Origin of the sequence: Nocardia aurea, assembly GCF_003123685.1 — a bacterium.
GTDB classification, from domain to species: Bacteria; Actinomycetota; Actinomycetes; order Mycobacteriales; family Mycobacteriaceae; genus Nocardia; species Nocardia aurea.
Genome location: NZ_QCYJ01000084.1, coordinates 371,658 through 387,847, shown reverse-complemented (window position 1 = coordinate 387,847; position 16,190 = coordinate 371,658). Strand labels below are relative to the sequence as shown.

General features: G+C 68.3%; 21 protein-coding genes. 8 read left to right on the top strand and 13 right to left on the bottom strand.

The window, feature by feature from the left end; translation table 11 throughout:
• Positions 1–325: 325 nt before the first annotated feature.
• From DAT37_RS15055 to DAT37_RS15010, 10 genes are all read right to left on the bottom strand, one after another.
• Complete coding sequence (locus DAT37_RS15055; RefSeq protein WP_198654273.1) at positions 326–1,168, bottom strand: alpha/beta fold hydrolase; 843 nt, start codon at positions 1,166–1,168, stop codon at positions 326–328.
• 488 nt (positions 1,169–1,656) lie between these two features.
• Positions 1,657–2,235, bottom strand: coding sequence for an alkaline shock response membrane anchor protein AmaP (locus DAT37_RS15050; protein WP_109525326.1), 579 nt, complete (start codon positions 2,233–2,235; stop codon positions 1,657–1,659).
• Positions 2,232–2,768, bottom strand: a complete 537-nt coding sequence (locus DAT37_RS15045; protein WP_232839753.1) for a DUF6286 domain-containing protein — start codon at positions 2,766–2,768, stop codon at positions 2,232–2,234. Before DAT37_RS15045 ends, DAT37_RS15050 begins: the two co-directional genes overlap by 4 nt.
• Positions 2,765–3,082 carry an Asp23/Gls24 family envelope stress response protein gene (locus DAT37_RS15040; RefSeq protein ID WP_109525324.1) on the bottom strand — a complete coding sequence of 106 codons (318 nt, stop codon included), beginning with the start codon at positions 3,080–3,082 and terminating at the stop codon, positions 2,765–2,767. Before DAT37_RS15040 ends, DAT37_RS15045 begins: the two co-directional genes overlap by 4 nt.
• Positions 3,079–3,267 (bottom strand): hypothetical protein, encoded by a 189-nt coding sequence (locus tag DAT37_RS15035; RefSeq protein ID WP_109525323.1) that lies wholly within the window; start codon positions 3,265–3,267, stop codon positions 3,079–3,081. The genes DAT37_RS15040 and DAT37_RS15035 overlap by 4 nt, the downstream gene beginning before the upstream one ends.
• Positions 3,267–3,755: an Asp23/Gls24 family envelope stress response protein gene (locus DAT37_RS15030; RefSeq protein WP_109525322.1), complete on the bottom strand. Its 489-nt coding sequence runs from the start codon at positions 3,753–3,755 to the stop codon at positions 3,267–3,269. Before DAT37_RS15030 ends, DAT37_RS15035 begins: the two co-directional genes overlap by 1 nt.
• Positions 3,756–3,849: 94 nt before the next feature.
• On the bottom strand, positions 3,850–4,176 hold the full coding sequence (locus DAT37_RS15025; protein ID WP_109525321.1) for a hypothetical protein: 327 nt from the start codon (positions 4,174–4,176) through the stop codon (positions 3,850–3,852).
• Complete coding sequence (locus DAT37_RS15020) at positions 4,173–4,550, bottom strand: Asp23/Gls24 family envelope stress response protein (RefSeq protein ID WP_109525320.1); 378 nt, start codon at positions 4,548–4,550, stop codon at positions 4,173–4,175. Before DAT37_RS15020 ends, DAT37_RS15025 begins: the two co-directional genes overlap by 4 nt.
• Positions 4,547–5,131, bottom strand: coding sequence for an Asp23/Gls24 family envelope stress response protein (locus tag DAT37_RS15015; RefSeq protein WP_109525643.1), 585 nt, complete (start codon positions 5,129–5,131; stop codon positions 4,547–4,549). Before DAT37_RS15015 ends, DAT37_RS15020 begins: the two co-directional genes overlap by 4 nt.
• Positions 5,128–5,694 (bottom strand): RNA polymerase sigma factor, encoded by a 567-nt coding sequence (locus tag DAT37_RS15010; RefSeq protein ID WP_109525319.1) that lies wholly within the window; start codon positions 5,692–5,694, stop codon positions 5,128–5,130. Before DAT37_RS15010 ends, DAT37_RS15015 begins: the two co-directional genes overlap by 4 nt.
• Positions 5,695–6,027: 333 nt before the next feature.
• Between DAT37_RS15010 and DAT37_RS15005 the strand changes: the two genes are divergently transcribed.
• Positions 6,028–6,225 (top strand): hypothetical protein, encoded by a 198-nt coding sequence (locus tag DAT37_RS15005; protein ID WP_109525318.1) that lies wholly within the window; start codon positions 6,028–6,030, stop codon positions 6,223–6,225.
• 153 nt (positions 6,226–6,378) lie between these two features.
• Entirely contained in the window at positions 6,379–7,392 is a 1,014-nt protein-coding gene (locus DAT37_RS15000; protein WP_109525317.1) for an adenylate/guanylate cyclase domain-containing protein, read from the top strand.
• On the opposite strand, the gene DAT37_RS44100 is transcribed toward DAT37_RS15000, so the two are convergent.
• Positions 7,393–7,548, bottom strand: a complete 156-nt coding sequence (locus DAT37_RS44100) for a hypothetical protein (RefSeq protein WP_157978489.1) — start codon at positions 7,546–7,548, stop codon at positions 7,393–7,395.
• Between the two features lie 113 nt (positions 7,549–7,661).
• Between DAT37_RS44100 and DAT37_RS14995 the strand changes: the two genes are divergently transcribed.
• Positions 7,662–8,429, top strand: coding sequence for a pseudouridine synthase family protein (locus tag DAT37_RS14995; RefSeq protein ID WP_109525642.1), 768 nt, complete (start codon positions 7,662–7,664; stop codon positions 8,427–8,429).
• A gap of 9 nt (positions 8,430–8,438) precedes the next feature.
• Here the strand turns inward: DAT37_RS14995 and DAT37_RS14990 are convergent, their stop codons facing one another.
• Positions 8,439–9,050 carry a TIGR03086 family metal-binding protein gene (locus DAT37_RS14990; protein ID WP_109525316.1) on the bottom strand — a complete coding sequence of 204 codons (612 nt, stop codon included), beginning with the start codon at positions 9,048–9,050 and terminating at the stop codon, positions 8,439–8,441.
• 89 nt (positions 9,051–9,139) lie between these two features.
• Between DAT37_RS14990 and DAT37_RS14985 the strand changes: the two genes are divergently transcribed.
• Both DAT37_RS14985 and DAT37_RS14980 read left to right on the top strand, forming a co-directional pair.
• Positions 9,140–9,580 (top strand): MarR family winged helix-turn-helix transcriptional regulator, encoded by a 441-nt coding sequence (locus DAT37_RS14985; protein ID WP_109525315.1) that lies wholly within the window; start codon positions 9,140–9,142, stop codon positions 9,578–9,580.
• Positions 9,581–9,743: 163 nt separating this feature from the next.
• The gene (locus tag DAT37_RS14980) at positions 9,744–10,523 is read left to right on the top strand and encodes a metallophosphoesterase (RefSeq protein ID WP_109525314.1); all 780 of its coding nucleotides are present in this window, start codon (positions 9,744–9,746) and stop codon (positions 10,521–10,523) included.
• A gap of 6 nt (positions 10,524–10,529) precedes the next feature.
• Here the strand turns inward: DAT37_RS14980 and DAT37_RS14975 are convergent, their stop codons facing one another.
• Positions 10,530–11,591: an AraC family transcriptional regulator gene (locus DAT37_RS14975; protein WP_232839752.1), complete on the bottom strand. Its 1,062-nt coding sequence runs from the start codon at positions 11,589–11,591 to the stop codon at positions 10,530–10,532.
• An 80-nt stretch (positions 11,592–11,671) separates the two neighbouring features.
• Between DAT37_RS14975 and DAT37_RS14970 the strand changes: the two genes are divergently transcribed.
• Genes DAT37_RS14970 through DAT37_RS14960 form a run of 3 tightly spaced genes read left to right on the top strand, consistent with a single transcriptional unit; the run spans position 11,672 to position 16,096 of the window.
• Positions 11,672–13,162: a flavin-containing monooxygenase gene (locus tag DAT37_RS14970; RefSeq protein ID WP_109525312.1), complete on the top strand. Its 1,491-nt coding sequence runs from the start codon at positions 11,672–11,674 to the stop codon at positions 13,160–13,162.
• A gap of 58 nt (positions 13,163–13,220) precedes the next feature.
• Positions 13,221–15,362, top strand: coding sequence for an ATP-binding cassette domain-containing protein (locus DAT37_RS14965; protein ID WP_408637404.1), 2,142 nt, complete (start codon positions 13,221–13,223; stop codon positions 15,360–15,362).
• Positions 15,359–16,096, top strand: a complete 738-nt coding sequence (locus DAT37_RS14960) for an energy-coupling factor transporter transmembrane component T family protein (RefSeq protein WP_109525311.1) — start codon at positions 15,359–15,361, stop codon at positions 16,094–16,096. Before DAT37_RS14965 ends, DAT37_RS14960 begins: the two co-directional genes overlap by 4 nt.
• The last annotated feature ends 94 nt before the right edge of the window (positions 16,097–16,190 follow it).

Sequence of the window (16,190 nt, the reverse complement as noted above, 5' to 3'; positions counted from 1 at the left end):
TCCAATTGGACACAGCCGCCGCGAATACGGGCGCTCCTGTCGCACGCGAAGATGGCCGACTACAGGCGATACCGACCCACACTATGAGAAACGGCAAATTTCCACACTACTGGGCAGTCGCCGAGGATGTGGGGCGGGGCGCCGAGTCCGACGGCGAAGGGAAGCCACGACGGTTTGTCGGCACACGTCGCACGAAGCACGATCTGAATCGAAAGTTGCTGTGCCACAACATCTTATCGATATCCCTGGGTGAAATCACCTGATCAGATGGGGTACGCGGTGGTCGCGGCGCAGGTGAATAAAGACCGCAGGATCACCGAATCCGCTATCCCGCACCCCACTCGAGACGGGCCGCGAGGATGCGCGCGACATCGTGCGGTCGCTCGATATTCGGCGAATGCCCGGCTCCGGGGACGATCTCGACCTCCGCACCGGCGGCGGTGTAGCGGGCGACGGTTCGGGCGGGGTCGTACATCCGGTCGCGGTCGCCGTGGATGACCAGGCAGGGTTTGCCCAGCGCACGCACCTGGGCGTCGAGCGGATCGGCGGCCAGGCGGGTCTGCCTGTCGGTGAGGACGGCGCGATACATGGCCGGGCTCATCGCGCGGTGGTCGCGGATCGGGCGGTCGGGGTCGTCGAAGGCATTGTCGAGCGGGAATCCGGGCGCGAAACCGGTGCGCAGTCCGAAGCGGACGGCGACGGGCGGGCTCAGGCGGTGCAGCAGTGCGCCGAGTACCGGCAGCGTCATGATCACACCGCCGCGCGGCAGGTTCGCGTAGCTGTAGTCGGGCGCCTGGCCGATGATCGCGGCGGCGCGCACACGATCGGATCGGCGCGCCAGCGCGAGCGCCACATCCGCGCCGTAGGAATGGCCGACGGCGAAAACACCGCGCGCATCGAGCGAGTCGAGCACCGACGCCAACGCGCGTGACTGCGATTCGGGATCGAGTCCGGTATCCCCGCCCGTCCGGCCGTGACCGCGCAGATCGGCGCGGATCACACGGTAGTCCGCGCTCAGTAGGCGGGTCAGGTCGTCGAACCAGTGGAGTGAACCGGCGAAACCGTGGATGAGCAGGATCGTGGGGGCGTCGGCCCGGTCGTCGACGCGCACATGCACCGCGCCGCCGTCCGCGGGGATCATGGTGTCGGTCGGTGCGGGCAGGGTCACCGGCAATCCCCGGAAAAAGCGCTCATCGGCCAATAGTGCCCGCGAAGAGTCGACGCGGTGCGACGGGGTCCGTGGGTCCACGGGCTACGGCTCCGCGGCTCTGGCGGGTACGCGGCTCCACGGCACTGCGGCACTGCGGCTCCACGGCACTGCGGCTCCACGGCACTGCGGGTCCGCGGGTCCACGGTCCACGGTCCACGGCTCAACGGGTCCACGGCTCAACGGGTCCACGGCTCAACGGGTCCACGGGTCCACGGCTCCGCGGGTCCACGGGTCCACGGGTCCACGGCTCTACGGGTCCACGGCTCTACGGGGTCCGCGGCTCCGCGGCTCTAACGGGTACGCGGGTCCACGGCTCCACCGGTCTACGGCTCTGCTGCTCCGCGATGCCATGACCTGGTGTCATCCGAGGCCGCAACGGGCATCCCGGCCTTACCTGCCCCGACACCGTGCGTGACCACCTATCGGGGCGACATACGCGACCGCGCTCACTGCACCCGCGCGACTCGGTGATCCCGCGCGACGAATCGCAATTCCATCGTGACGGCGACGACTTCCACTTCCAGCGCCGCGCGCAACCGCGCGACCGCGTGATCGAGAATTCGGTGGCGCAGTGCCGTGATGTCGGCGGAGGGTTCGGCGGTGACGACGAGATGTAGCTCGGGGGCGGTGCGAGTACCGGCGAGCCAGGCCGAGGCCGAGTCGACACCGTCGTAGCTCTCGATATCGGTGGCGACGGGCGCGGCGGCGATCGTGGATTCGAGAATTGTCGCGCCCGGGCGTTCGGCGCCCTCCGTCTCCCAGATCCGTGCCCTCGGCATGCGGGACACCTGGGCGAGCAGCCAGCGTAGGCACAGCAGACCGAGAACCACCGCGCCCACGAGTACCGTCCAGAAAACCCAGGTGGGGGGTGCCGCGCTGCCGGGAACCAGGGTGGAATCGGCGTCGACCCCGGGCAGACGACCGTAATGGGCGACCAGGAGCGCGACACCCCCGCCGAGCAGCAAGGCGCCGACCGTACCGAGCAGGGTCCGGTTGAGGGCGGCGGGCCGATTGATCCCGCTCATTCGAGTTCTGTCGTCTTCGAGGGGCGCAGTCGGGCTCGTACCCGCCGCACCGGTGGTCCGATCTCCTGGACGCGTCTGGTCAGGGTGGCGCAGACTTCTTCGGCGATGCCGTCGGTATTGCGACGCCGAGACTCGCCGATGACGGTGATCGTGTTCCCGCGCAGTTTGATTCGCGGTTTGTCGATCCCTTTCACCGTCCCCGCCGTCGCGCGCAGCGCCGTCCGTAGACCCGCCCGAGTCACCCCCGCGCTCATCTGGTCGGAATCCGAAATCGGCAGCACCACAGGTCTTCCCGGCCACAATGCCGCGACAACGAGAACGATGCCGAGCACGACGGCGACCACGCCGACGATCAGTACCGGCAGGTCGTTCCACCGGGTTTCGTACAACTCGGCGGCGACGGTGTCGTAGGACAGGTACTCGTGCGCATCCATCAACCGTTGCGCCAACGACACCGCTACCGCCACGCAGAGCGCGAGCAGCAGCACCGCGACGAGCATCGCTGGCACCGCGCGCCTGGACCGACGAATCACCGGATCCTCCTCACCACAATATCTTTCGTCGACAGTTCGGCGACGGCGATGTCGACGGCCGCGACCGTGAGTCCGGTCAGTTCCGAGGTCCGGCGAGACAGATGTTCGCGACAGGCATCGACGACGCGGGTGATCGGCAGCGGGTAGCGGATCGGCAGTCGCACATCCAAGAGTGTTGTGTCACCGCGTATCTCGGCATCCACATCGACCTCTCCCGCGATCCCGGCGACCTCGCGGGCCGCCTCGGCGGCGATACGGCGGACCGCTCGGCGCGAGACCGTGGTCCGGCCGGGTAATTCGGCGGCAGCGGTCATCGCCTACCCCGGCGCTGAGCGGAGCGGACGATCGCGCCGATATCGAGATCGCCGTCGAGCCAACGTCCGACGGCGAGGCCGACCAGGCCGAACAGCGCGACGATGGTGAAGGCGCCGAAACCACCGAAGGCCGCGGCGAATCCGAGCGCGAGCCCGACCGCGAGACACAGCGTCGTCGCGTTCACTACTGCACCCTGGTGGTGCGCACGGGTTCTTCGTCGTCGTCACCGGGGATGTAGACGTCGTTGACGTTGATATTGACCTCGACGACCGACAGCCCGGTCATCTGTTCGATCGCGTTGATGACGTTGCGGCGGACCGCGCGCGCCAATTCCGCGATGGAGACGCCGTATTCGACGACGATCTCCAAGTCGACCGCCGTCTGCGTCGCCCCGACCTCGACCGAGACGCCCTGCCCGATACTGGCGGACGCCCCGGGAATCCGGTCGCGGATCATCCCGAACGCGCGCGTCGCGCCCGCGCCGAGATCGTGCACGCCGCGCACCTCGCGCGCGGCGAGTCCGGCGACTTTCTGCACCACGATATCGGCGATGGACGTGGTGCCCTGCTCGCTGGACAGGGCGCCGTCCGGCCGGGCCGTGCCGGACGAGGTGGGCGACTGCTGTTCGGCGGCGGGCCGGTCGGCAGGCTTGTCGGTGGTGGTCGTACTCATGATTTCCTCCTGGTCGACATTCGGAAACTACGGTCGATCGGGTCGCTGGAACGACACCGGCCGCACCCGATCGTCACGGCCGACGCGCGGCGAGCTAGGTGACCCCCTCATCGGATTCGAAAGCGGCGGAGTCCAGTTCGGTCACCACCACGCACAACCGGGCGTGCGCCCAGCCGGTGCCGACCAGTGCGGTGCGCAGCGCGGCGGCGGTCTTGTCCATTAGCGGCGGCAGTGGCAGCGCGGCGGCGACCACCCGCACCTCGATCCGGTCGGGGCACAGGTCGACGGCGCCGCCCCTGGCATCCCACGGCCACCAGCGCGGGGCGTCGACGCCGAGTGGCGTGGCCAGCCGGACACCGGTCGTCGTATCGACGGCGGTGATGACGGCCTCGACGGCGGCGGCGGAATCGGCGGCGCTCACGCCGACTCCGGTTCGACATCGTGCACCGACACCGATACCTCGGCCACCGTCACCCCGGTCTGCTCGCACACCACCCGTGAGACCTCCTGTTGTACCGCGTAGCCGACGGCGGCCACCTGTCGATCGGCCGAGAGCACCAGATTCACCCGGACGCGGACCGCACCGTCATCGTCCCGCCGGACCAGCACCCCTTCGATCGGTGCCGGATCGGCACCCGCCCAGCGCTGTTTACCCACCCGGACCAGGGTCGACACCAATCCGCGTATCCCGGGTTCGAGTCGGACGACCCCGGGCGTGGCGAGCGCGGCGCGTGCCGATATCGCGGCCAAGACCGGTGGTTCGATCACGATCTCGCAGTGCGAACCGCCGTTCATCGCCGGTCGTCCCCCTCGTCGACGAGGTCGGCGACCACCAGATCCAACCGTTCGAGGACCAGGCCGACCCTGGCGCTCAGCGCGGCGGCGACCCTTGCCCTGACCAGGGGCAGCGCCGCGCCGACCGTCGTGTGACCGATCTGGATCACGACCGACATCCGCACCTCGACGCGGTGTGCGCCGTCGGTGACGACGCCGCGCACCCGGCAGTGCCTCGCTGTGACACCCGGCACGGTGTCGGCGGCGTAGCGCAGGATGGCGGCCACGGCCTGCTCGCTCACCTCGACGCGGCCGGGCGCGGGGGTGGGCAGTTCCAGGGCGCGGCCGCGGTGCGCGTCCGCGCGGACCGCGGACATGATGCGTCCGAACAGGTCGGGTGACGCCTGCTCCGGTTCCGCGATCAGTTCCGCCGTCGCCGCGCGCAACGCGCGCAGGCTCTCGCGGGCGGCCGAGCAATGCGGGCACACGGTCTCGTGTTCGTCGCCGAATCCGGCGTCGACGGCGTCGAGTCGATCCCATACCTGTTCGAGTTCACGACCGCAGGGCAGCCGGTAGTCCTGTTCCTCGCTGGTGCTGTTCATCGCCACGGCGTCATCGCCTCGGACAGTTGGGCCCGTGCCCGTGCGATACGCCCGCGCACCGCGGTGGTTTTCGCGCCCACGATGTCTCCGATCTCCTCGTAGGAAAGTCCGTCCAGTTCGCGCAGCAGCCAGCAGGCGCGCTGTTCGGGGGTCAGCGTGCCCAGCGCCGCGTTCAATGCCGCCATTTGGCCGGTCACCTGCGCGGCCCGCTCGGGTTGCAGGTCGGCGCGCGGGGACGCGGTGTCGTCGGGATCCACGTCGACGCGCGGGCGGCGGGCCCTGATCACATTGAGGCACCGATTCGTCGTCATGCGATACACCCAGGCGGTGAAGGCGTCGTCGGCGGCGAGTTGCGGAAGCCGCCGCCAGGCTTCGAGGAACACCTCCTGCACGGTGTCCTCGGCATCGGCCCGGTCGGCGAGCATCTTGATCGCGAGGCGGAACATCCGCGATTGGTAGCGGAGAACTAGCTGTTCGTAGGACCGCACGTCACCGTCGCGGGCCCTGCTCACCAGGGTCGCCACATCGGGTGCGGCGTCGGAAACCGCTTCTGTGGTGGTCACAGCACCTCCTCCACCGCTCACCGGGTAGACACCGCGGACGGGGAATCGTCATGACCATTATCGCGTGATGTGTGTCTCAATGGTTGCCCCGTGACGATTCGGATGCGCGGGTGTCTCTACGACGGTGTTTCGAAAAGGTGTCGCTTTCGCGCCGACGAACGACGACGATGGGAATCGATCGGATTCGGTTACCTGTCGGTGGGGTGCGATATACCTATGGAAGACCGAAAACCACTGGCGCACAGGATGTTCAGTTCACGCGCCGGTACGGAAACGGCCATGGGACCGGTTATCACGGTTTCGTAACGACAGCGTCTGGGTAATCAGCGAGGTATGACAGTGACGGATGAGCGACCAACCCGAATCGCCGGTGTGGAAGCGGGGACCGCCGTCCTGGCCGCGATCACCTGTATTGCCTTCACCATCGCCATCGCGGTGCTCACCCAGTCGGCCGTTGTCACGGCACTGGCCGGGTCGAGTATCGCCCTCGGCCTGATCGTGGCCCTGATGATTCTGCCGAGTGCGGAATAGACCGATCCCGGCGGACCCCGCCGACCGATAACCCTCGACGACAACATCATTGACGACCGGCCGACACCCTCCGGCGGCATCCCCGCTGTGAGGTTGACCAAGTCCTCCGCACATCGCCGCCACCGGGTGGGCGTGGAACGTAATGTACGAACCATGGTGGCGCCCGAAATCTCCGAACTCGTGCAGTCTGTCGTCGAGTCGTATCTGCTCGACGGCGAACGGCGGTACAACCGCGCGGAGGTAGCCGGACGCTCGGGCGTGTCGGAGCAGGTTTCGCGCAAGCTCTGGACGGCGCTCGGTTTCCCGGTCAACCCCGACGACGCCGTCGACTACACCGACGCCGATGTTTCGGCCGTCCGTAATTTCCGCGGTATGAACGTGGTCGCCGACTCCGGATTGCGGCAGCAGGCCGCCGCCGCGCGCACCCTCGGCCAAGGTATGGCGCGGCTCGCCGAATGGCAGTCGGATCTGGTGCTGGCCGAGATCACCAGCCGCGTCCAGGCGGCGATCGCCGACGGCGCGGTGACCGATCCGCAGGAACTGGCGAAAATCGCGCGCACGGCCACCGAGGAAACGGTCTCGGTGCTGGAGGAATTGCAGACCTACGCGTGGCGGCGTCACCTGGCCGCGGCGCTGGCCCGCTCGATCGACGGCGGCACCGCCGAGGATTCCACCAGGTATCTCGCGGTCGGATTCGCCGATATGGTCGGCTACACCCGCCTGACCAGGCATCTGCATCCCGACGAATTGTCCATGCTGCTGGAAGCCTTCGAATCGACCACGACGGCCGCGATCACCGAGAACGGCGGCTGGGTCATCAAGAATGTCGGCGACGAGGTGATGTTCGCGGCGGAGACGGCCGCGGCGGGCGCGCGTATCGCGCTGGCGATCCAGGAGTCGACCATGATGGTCGGCGGCACCCCGGAATTGCGGGTCGCCCTCGCCTACGGGCCGGTATTGCAGCGTTTCGGCGACCTGTACGGCTCGGTGGTCAATATGGCCTCCCGACTCACCGGTGTCGCGCGACCGGGCACCATCCTGATCGATGACGGTGCGGCGGCCGCGCTCGACGGCGATCCGGAATTCGATCTCAGAAATCTGCGCAGCGTCCGCGTCCGCGGTTTCAACCGCTTGCGGCCGCATCTGCTGCGGCCGAAGGATGCCTGATCACACCGGCTTTTTCCGCGGCATGACACTCGGTGTGGGCCGGGTGCCCTTACCGCTGCCGACCGATCCTCCCGCTTTGGAGCCGGCCTTCTCCGACGTCGACGGGCGTGACGCGCCGCCCTGGTTCTCCCCCGCTTCGGTGCCGTGTGCGCTCACTGGTTTCTCCTACTCGCTGCCGAGACGCGGTCTCGGAAATTCGGAAGAGCGGGCAAGCCCCAGAATATGACGGACTCGGCACGAAAGCCCCGATTAGGCTCCTGCGGGTGCAGATGAACTGGCCACAGTTACGTGATCGCTACCTGATCGCCGCCGACGACGCGGTGATCGCGCTGAACAAACCGGCGGGAATCTCGGTGACCGGGGAGCGACACGACACCGATATCGTCGAACTCGCCGAGGCGGCGGGGCAGACGCTCTACCCGGTGCATCGCATCGACAAGGTGACGTCGGGTCTGGTGCTGCTGGCCTCCGATCTGGCCGCGCACGGCGAGTTGACCCGCCAGTTCAACAAGCAGACCGCCCGCAAGGCCTACCTCGCGGTGGTGGACGACCCGGAACTTCCGGACCGGGGTGTGATCGATCTGCCGCTGAGCGTGGGGCGCAAGAACCGGGTGCGGATCGCCGCGCCGCGTGAGGCGATACGCGAATCCGGTTCCGGCCGTTGGTATGTCGACGAGGACGACCTGCTCGATACCAAGCGGTACCCGTCGGTCACCCATTTCGCGACGGTGGCGCGTGCCGAGGGGAGGGCACTGCTGGCCCTGCGTCCGATCACCGGGCGACGGCACCAGATCCGGGTGCATCTGGCGTGGATCGGTCATCCGATCGTCGGCGATCCGCTGTTCGATCGATCCGGTACTCATCCGCGGGCGCACCTGCATTCGTGGCGTCTCGGACTGTCGGCCTCGTGGCGGACACCGCCCGAACTCGATCTGGCGGCGACGCCTGAACCGGATTTCTGGGAGCCCGTGGTGGGGGCGGCGTCCGATCCGGTCGAGCTGCTGGACCGGGCGACCGCGCTGCTCGGCGACGACTGAGAACTCCTTTCAGTCGCGCCAGTCCGGTGCGCGACCGAGCATGGCCACGATCTCGTCGAGTGTCGCCGTGCCGTGCCACGGCACCGCGGGCCCGAATGCCGACCCCGGCGCGGTCCTGATCGATCCGCCCGGCACCGCGGCCGCCACCGGGCGGGCCGCCGCGAGCACGGCGGCGTCGAAATCCACCGGTATTCCGAGCGTCCTGGCGACATCCCAGGAGTGCACGACGTAGTCGATGAAATGGAATCCGACGGCCTGCGCTCCGGGAAACAGGTGCGTCGGGCTGAATTCCGGTAGCGGGAATTCCCGTTCCAGCACGCCGGGTTCGGCGAACGCGGCGAGGACGTCTTCGGCGCTCGCGCGGTAGTCGCCGGCCGGATCGTCGCCGAGCGGGCGCGTTTTCCAGCGTTCGACCTCGCCGATCCCGCGCGACGCGGCGGCGAAGCCGCGGTGCTGGGCGATCATGTGCGTGAGCAGGCCGTGCAGTGTCCAGTCGGCGCACGGGGTCGGTTTGCGCAGGTCGGCGGGGGTGACATGGTCCACGATCCGGATGCTCGTTCGGACCGCCGCCGCGTGGTGGGCGAGCAGGTCCGAGGCGGGGACGAGAGAGTCGAGGGTCATCGTTGTTCCTTCGATAGGCGATGGCTTATCATAAGCACATGCACATGATATGACTCAGCCTACGATAGGCCAACGGCTATTTTCTTGATATGCCCGATGTCCGACGCCCCGACCTCGCCGCGATGATCGCGCCACTCGGGCGCGCGCTGATGAACGCGGAACTGCCGATACTGCGACGACACGGGCTGACGATGTGGGGCTACGCGGTCCTGCTCGGGCTCGACGCGGAACCGGTCTATACACAGGCGGCGCTGGCCAAGGCGATCGGCGCGGACAAGACGCGCGTCATCGACGTACTCGACGAACTCCAGCGCGGCGACCTCATCGAGCGCCGACCCGACCCCGCCGATCGCCGGGTCAATCTGATCTCGATCACCGAGGCCGGGCGCACCCTGCGCGACCGGGCACAACGCGAGATCCAGGATCGGGAGGAAGCACTGCTCGCCACGCTCCCCGAGGCGGACCGCGCCGTGTTCGTGCGAGCCTTGCAGACCCTCTACAACAAGACTCTCGCGGAGCGTGTCGAATGACACTCATGTGACACGGATCACTGATCAACAACACGGTGGTCCACCGTGGCGAGCCTCATGGCGACGCGTAACGCCCAGGTCATTTAGCCTGGATAGGTGCCTCGAAGGTGATGTGGGCACACTCTGACGCAATGGAGCGATCCCCCAGAGAAAGCGAACGCCGATGATCCTGGTGGCTCAGGTCAGCGATACCCACTTCGATCTCGGTGCCCGCAATACCGCACGGGTGGAACGCGTGATGAACTTTCTCACCGGTCTACGCCGCCGCCCGGACGCGATCCTGGTCACCGGAGACGTCACCGATTCCGGCAAGGCCGAGCAGTACACCGACGCGCGCGCGGCGCTGCGCACCGACATCCCCGTCTACGCCGTCCCGGGCAATCACGACGACCGCGCCAATTTCCGTAGCGTATTGCTCGGCCTGCCCGCGTCCGACGAACCGCTCAACCAGGCGCACCGGGTCGGCGACTCCACCGTCGTACTCCTGGATTCCAGCGTTCCCGGTCAAGCCGCGGGGCGACTGTCCGACGACACTCTCGACTGGCTGCGCGCCACCCTCGACGCCGCGCCCGACGCTCCCGTCCTGCTCGGTCTGCACCATCCGCCCGCGCACCTGTTCAGCCCGGTGGTCGATGAGATCTCCCTGCTCGATCCGGGCGCGCTCGCCGATGTGGTCGCGGGCGACGACCGGATCGTCGGCGTCATCACCGGACACGCGCATTCCCCCGCGGCGACCACCTTCGCGGGCCGTCCCCTGCTCATCGGGCCGAGTACCGCCTCGATCCTGGGCGGTGAGTGGGAGCTGGAGCTGCCGCACCGCGTGATGGACTACGCCCCGGATCCGGCCATCGCACTGCATATCATCGATGAAAAGCGCCGACTGACAACGCATTTCCGTACCGTGCCGATGGGCGGACGAGTCGCGGTACAGCCGTCGCGGTAGGTCCTGTCAGCGCCGCGAGGCGCGGGCGCGCCGATAGGCGGCGGGGGTGGCCCCGGTCCACCGTTTGAACGCGTAGATGAACGTCGAGGATTCGGCGTATCCGAGCCGGATCGCCACATCGCTGACCGAAAGCGGTGTGGCGGTGAGCATCTCCTCGGCGAGGGCGCGACGCACCTCGTCGAGCAGCGCTCGGTAACTGGTGCCCGCCGCGTCGAGGTGGCGACGCAGCGTTCTGGTGCTCATATTGAGATCGCTTGCCACGGAGTCGATTCCGGCCGGAGCTGCGAACCCGTCGGCGTCGCCGGGTACCAACAGTTTGCGCACCTCGGCGGCGATTCCGGTGCGCGCCCGCCTGCGATCGACCAGATCCCGGCATTGCGACAGACACATCGCCCAGGTGTGCTCGTTCGCCTGCGGCAGCGGCTGATCCAGGATCGCCGGGTCGATCGCGAAAAGGTTGTGCGGCATGCCGAATCGCGGCGTGATCCCGGTGACCTCGGCGATACGGTCGGCGTGGGCCGGTTCGTCGAAGGCGAATTCGGCCCGCGTCAGCGGCAACGGCCGACCGAGTAGATCGCTCATCACCTGGTTCATCGCGGTCACGTCGCGTTCCACCAGGAGTCGACGCACATCGGCCGGGACCGACTCGTCGTGCACCCACGCGACGAATTCACCATCGGACCATTCGGCCACCGGCAGACAGAACGTGAAACTCAGGTCGAGATAGCGCAACGCGAACGCGATCGCCTCGCTCAGGGTCGGACTGCTGACACAGGCGAAGCCGAAGATACCGAAGGTGGTGATGCGGTAGCGGCGGCCGATCTCGACGCCGAGCGCGGGACGTCGCTCGGCGAGTTCACCGACCAGGTTGCGAATGACCGCGAGTTCGGTGGTTGCGTCGATCTGACCGTCCGGGTCGTGCAGCATCGGCTCGATCAGACCGGTACCGGCGAGCATCCGCGCGGCGGGCACCCCGTATTCGCCCGCGTAGCCGACCATCAGCGCCACGCTGGCGATCCCGCGCGGAAAGTCCCAATCACGGATTCCCGGATCCACCACCCGCCTCACCCGGCCATTATGGCCGAAATTCTCGATCGACCCGACGGACCGCCCTACAGTGGAACAAGGACGTCTGTGGGGAGAATCACATGACACATACTCCTCGGCCCGTCGGCGGTACCCGATCCGGGCCGTCCGTGCTGGTCATCGGCGCCGGATTCGGCGGGATCGGCGCGGCGATCGAACTCCGGCGCGGCGGTTTCCGCGATGTCACCATCCTGGAACGCGCCACCGACCTCGGCGGCGTGTGGCGCGAGAACACCTATCCGGGCGCCGCGTGCGACGTTCCGTCACCGCTGTACTCCTATTCCTACGAGCCGAAGCCGGACTGGCCGCAGCGTTACTCGGGGCGCGCCGCCATCCACGAGTACCTGACCGGTGTGGCGCGCGGGCACGGACTGTTCGACGCCATCGAATTCGGCGTCGAGGTGACCGGTGCCGCGTTCGACGAACACGGCGGCCGCTGGCAGGTGCGCACCGCCGACGGGACCACCAGATTCGCCGACGTCCTGATTCCCGCGGTCGGCCAACTGTCCCGTCCCGCGTTGCCGACCATCGCCGGAATCGACACCTTCACGGGCCATGCCTTTCATTCCGCGCACTGGGAACACGACGTCGACCTGACCGGTAAACGGGTGGCCTGTATCGGCACCGGGGCCAGCGCGATCCAGTTCGTGCCCGAAATCCAGCCGGTGGTCGACCGGCTGACCGTGTTCCAGCGCACCCCGCCCTGGGTCATCCCGAAATTCGACACCGACTACTCCCCCGTGCAGCACCGGATCTTCGCGCGTGTGCCGGGGATGCTGTCGCTCGAACGTCTCGGGTGGTGGTCGATCGGGGAATTCGTCTCGCTGGGGCTGGTGGAATTTCCGGCCATCGCACGGCTCGTCACCTGGATCGCCGAACGTCACCTGCGCAAACAGGTCGAGGATCCGCGGCTGCGCGCTGTTCTCACCCCGGACTATCCGATCGGATGTAAGCGCGCGCTGTTCTCCAACGACTACTACCCGGCGTTGACCCGGCCCAACGTGCGCGTGGAAACCGCCGCGATCACCGAGATCACCCCCGACGGCCCGCGCACGGCCGACGGCGTCGTGCATCCGGTCGATGTGATCATCTACGGCACCGGTTTCAAGGGCACCGAATTCCTCTGGCCCATGCGAATTCTCGGCAGGAACGAACGCCAGTTGGCCGACACCTGGGCGGACGGGGCGCACGCCCACTACGGCATCACCGTTCCCGGTTTCCCGAATCTGTTCATGGTCTACGGTCCCAACACCAATCTCGGCGTCGGTTCCATCGTGTACATGATCGAATCCCAGGCCCGCTACATCCGCCAAGCGGTGCGATTGCTCGCCGAACACCCCGGCAGTTACCTCGAAGTACGTGACGGACCCGAGCGGGAATTCAATACCGCTTTACAGAAACGCCTCGATCGCACCCCGTGGAATTTCTGCGGCAGCTGGTATCGCACCGCGTCCGGGCGCATCACGAACAACTGGCCCGGGACCGTGACCAGCTATCGGCGGCGCACCAGACGGCTGAAGCCGGACGACTTCGCGCTCACACCGGCGGGCTGAACACCCCCGCGATCGGTGATCGCGGAGGTGGCGGGCCACATACTGGCAGACTTGACCCGTGAGCGAACTGCCCAGTGCCCTGGAGGGGACTGAACGGACCGGCGTCGACGAGCGCGGGCCGCTGCGCCCGATCGAGTTGGCCACCGGCGCGGTGCTCGGCGGTGTCACCGTGGGGTTGATCACCGTCGGGTCGGTGATCCCCTTCGCCGCCGCCCTGCAACTGGTCGCCGCGGTGCCGATGGGGATGCTCGCGCATCGCTACCGGGCCCGCGCCCTCGTCACCGCGACCGTCGCGGCCACCCTGGTGACCTTCGTCGCGGCGGGCGTCATGCCCGCGCTCGGCGTCATCGGCACGGCGACCATCGGCGGCATCATCGGCTGGGTGAAGCGCCACGGGCGCGGCCTGTTCGCGGTGCTCGGGCTGTCGACGCTGGCCGGGCTCGTCTGGGCCGCGTTCACCGTCGGTTCGCTGCTGCTGTTCGCCAAGACCAGGGAACTGTTCTTCGAAACCGTCCGCAACACCGCCGCCGGGATACAGAAGATCGCCGCGCGCCAGCCGCGACTGGAACCGCTCGGCACGGCGGCCGCCGATCTCACCGATTCGGTGCTGCGCTGGTGGTGGGCCTGGGTCGGCGGCGGCGTCGCGATCGGTGTGGTCTTCAGCGCGCTGGTGTCGTGGTGGGTGCTCGGCTCGGTACTCGACCGGCTGGCCTGGCTGCCCAATCACGACCGGCTCGACGCGCCGCCCGACGATCGCCCCATCGCACCGCTTCCGGTGACGCTGCGTGCGGCCGGATTCCGTTACCCGGCCGCGTCCGCCGAGGCGATCAGCGAGATCGACCTCACCGTGCGAGTCGGCGAATTCGTCGCGATCGTCGGCCACAACGGGTCGGGCAAATCCACGCTGACCCGTTTGCTTGCCGGGATGCCGCCGAGTTCGGGTGAGGTGTCGCGGCCCGGTTCGGCCGGGCTCGGCCACCGCGGCGGCACCGCGCTGGTCCTGCAACGTCCGGAAAGCCAGACGCTGGGTGTGCTCGTCGCCGACGACGTGGTCTGGGGCCTGCCCGCCGAATCGGCGGGTGAGGTCGATGTCGAGGGTTTGCTGAGCGAGGTCGGACTCGCCGGAATGGGTGATCGCGAGACGGCGACGCTGTCGGGCGGACAACAGCAGCGACTCGCGGTGGCCGCCGCGCTGGCGCGCAGGCCCGCGCTGCTCATCGCCGACGAGGCGACCTCGATGATCGACCCCGACGGCAGGCGCGACCTGGTCACCCTGCTCGCCGATCTGCCGCGACGGCATCCGATGGCGGTCGTGCTCGTCACCCATCACGAGGCCGACGCCGCCGCCGCGCACCGGGTGGTCCACCTGGCGGCGGGCCGAGCCGTCGAGCGATTGCCCGCCTGGCCACGGCCCGCGCGCGACGACCGACGCCGTCCGATGGGCCGGCCGCTGCTGGAATTGCGCGGTATCCGCCACACCTACAACCGGGGCACCCCGTGGGAGGCCCCCGCGCTGCACGGCGTCGACCTCGTGGTCCGACGCGGCGAGGCGCTGCTCGTCGTCGGCGGCAACGGGTCGGGCAAATCGACGCTGGCCTGGATCGTGGCCGGACTCATCCGGCCCAGCGCCGGGGCCTGCGAACTCGAGGGCAAACCGGTCACCGGCCGGATCGGCAGTGTCGCCCTGGCATTCCAGCACACCCGCCTGCAATTGCAGAAGCAGACCGTCGGCGAGGAGATCGCGAACTGGGGTGGCCGTGCGACCGGATCGGGTGCGGTCGGCCGGGCGTTGGACGCCGTCGGGCTGGACCGGGCGCTGGCCGCGCGTTCGATCGAGGAACTCAGCGGTGGGCAGGCCAAGCGGGTGGTGCTCGCGGCCATCGTGGCGAGCAGGCCCCAGGTGGTCGTCCTCGACGAGCCGCTGGCCGGGCTCGATCCAGAAGGTCGCGCCGATATCGTGGAACTGCTGGCGCGACTGCGGGATTCGGGACTCACGCTCATCGTGATCTCGCACGACGTCGCGGATATGGCGGCGGTCTGCGACCGAACCGTACATCTGGAGGCGGGACGTATTCCGGAGAGCGCCGCGGTGACCGACGCCGCGTCCGCCCTCGGCACCAGAACCGGGCACCACGGGCGGCCCGCCCCGCTCGCACCGGGTGACGCCGCGTGGCGCATCGACAACGGAGGACGTCCATGAGCACCGTGCTGCTGCGTCAGGTGCCGGTCGCGAGTCCGGTCCACAGCCTCTGGGCGGGTACCAAGATGATCGGCGCCTTCGTCATCAGCCTGTTGCTGATGTTCTGGCCGTCGTGGACGGTGCTCGGGGCCATGGTGATCTTCCTCGTGGCGATCGGCCTGGTCGCGCGTTTGCCGCTCGGCACGCTGCCCAGGCTGCCCTGGTGGTTCTGGGCCGCGCTGGCGCTCGGCGGACTGATGAATCTGCCGGTGGGTGGCGCCGCGGTGCTGCGCTACGCCCAGGTCGTGGTGTTCGGGCTGATCCTGGTCGCCGCGTCCTTCCTCATCGCGTGGACGACCCCGATGGGCGATATCGCGCCCGCGCTGGCCAAACTCGGCGCGCCGCTGCGGCGGCTGCGGATACCGGTGGACGAGTGGGCGGTGGTCGTCGCGCTGATGCTGCGCGGCCTGCCGCTGCTCCTCGAGGAGATCCGGGTGCTGCGCGCGGCGCGCCGACTCCGCCCCAAGGACACCTTGATCGACCGGGCCGCCGACAATCCGCTCATCGACATTCTCACCGCCGCCATGGCGGTGGCGACCCGCCGTGCCACCGAACTCGGCGAAGCCATCACCGCGCGTGGCGGCACCGGCATGCTCACCGCGCATCCGAGTTCCCCCACGCGCCGCGACGCGTTCGCGCTCGGGCTGGTCGTACTGGTCTGCGCGGGGGCGGTCGGCCTCGACCTGCTGATCTGACCGCGGGGATAGCGTTGCGCTATCACGAAATTCGGAGCCGAAATCTTAGACGAATGCCCCCGGTTCTGGGGTCAGAACCGTTATCCGCGAGGTA

Excerpts from the sequence above, each read along its gene's own strand:
- DAT37_RS15050 (WP_109525326.1), bottom strand. The coding sequence starts at position 2,235 with ATGAGCGGGATCAATCGGCCCGCCGCCCTCAACCGGACCCTGCTCGGT.
- DAT37_RS15040 (WP_109525324.1), bottom strand. The coding sequence starts at position 3,082 with ATGACCGCTGCCGCCGAATTACCCGGCCGGACCACGGTCTCGCGCCGA.
- DAT37_RS15030 (WP_109525322.1), bottom strand. The coding sequence starts at position 3,755 with ATGAGTACGACCACCACCGACAAGCCTGCCGACCGGCCCGCCGCCGAA.
- DAT37_RS15020 (WP_109525320.1), bottom strand. The coding sequence starts at position 4,550 with ATGAACGGCGGTTCGCACTGCGAGATCGTGATCGAACCACCGGTCTTG.
- DAT37_RS15015 (WP_109525643.1), bottom strand. The coding sequence starts at position 5,131 with ATGAACAGCACCAGCGAGGAACAGGACTACCGGCTGCCCTGCGGTCGT.
- DAT37_RS15005 (WP_109525318.1), top strand. The coding sequence starts at position 6,028 with ATGACAGTGACGGATGAGCGACCAACCCGAATCGCCGGTGTGGAAGCG.
- DAT37_RS15000 (WP_109525317.1), top strand. The coding sequence starts at position 6,379 with ATGGTGGCGCCCGAAATCTCCGAACTCGTGCAGTCTGTCGTCGAGTCG.
- DAT37_RS14995 (WP_109525642.1), top strand. The coding sequence starts at position 7,662 with ATGAACTGGCCACAGTTACGTGATCGCTACCTGATCGCCGCCGACGAC.
- DAT37_RS14990 (WP_109525316.1), bottom strand. The coding sequence starts at position 9,050 with ATGACCCTCGACTCTCTCGTCCCCGCCTCGGACCTGCTCGCCCACCAC.
- DAT37_RS14985 (WP_109525315.1), top strand. The coding sequence starts at position 9,140 with ATGCCCGATGTCCGACGCCCCGACCTCGCCGCGATGATCGCGCCACTC.
- DAT37_RS14980 (WP_109525314.1), top strand. The coding sequence starts at position 9,744 with ATGATCCTGGTGGCTCAGGTCAGCGATACCCACTTCGATCTCGGTGCC.
- DAT37_RS14970 (WP_109525312.1), top strand. The coding sequence starts at position 11,672 with ATGACACATACTCCTCGGCCCGTCGGCGGTACCCGATCCGGGCCGTCC.
- DAT37_RS14960 (WP_109525311.1), top strand. The coding sequence starts at position 15,359 with ATGAGCACCGTGCTGCTGCGTCAGGTGCCGGTCGCGAGTCCGGTCCAC.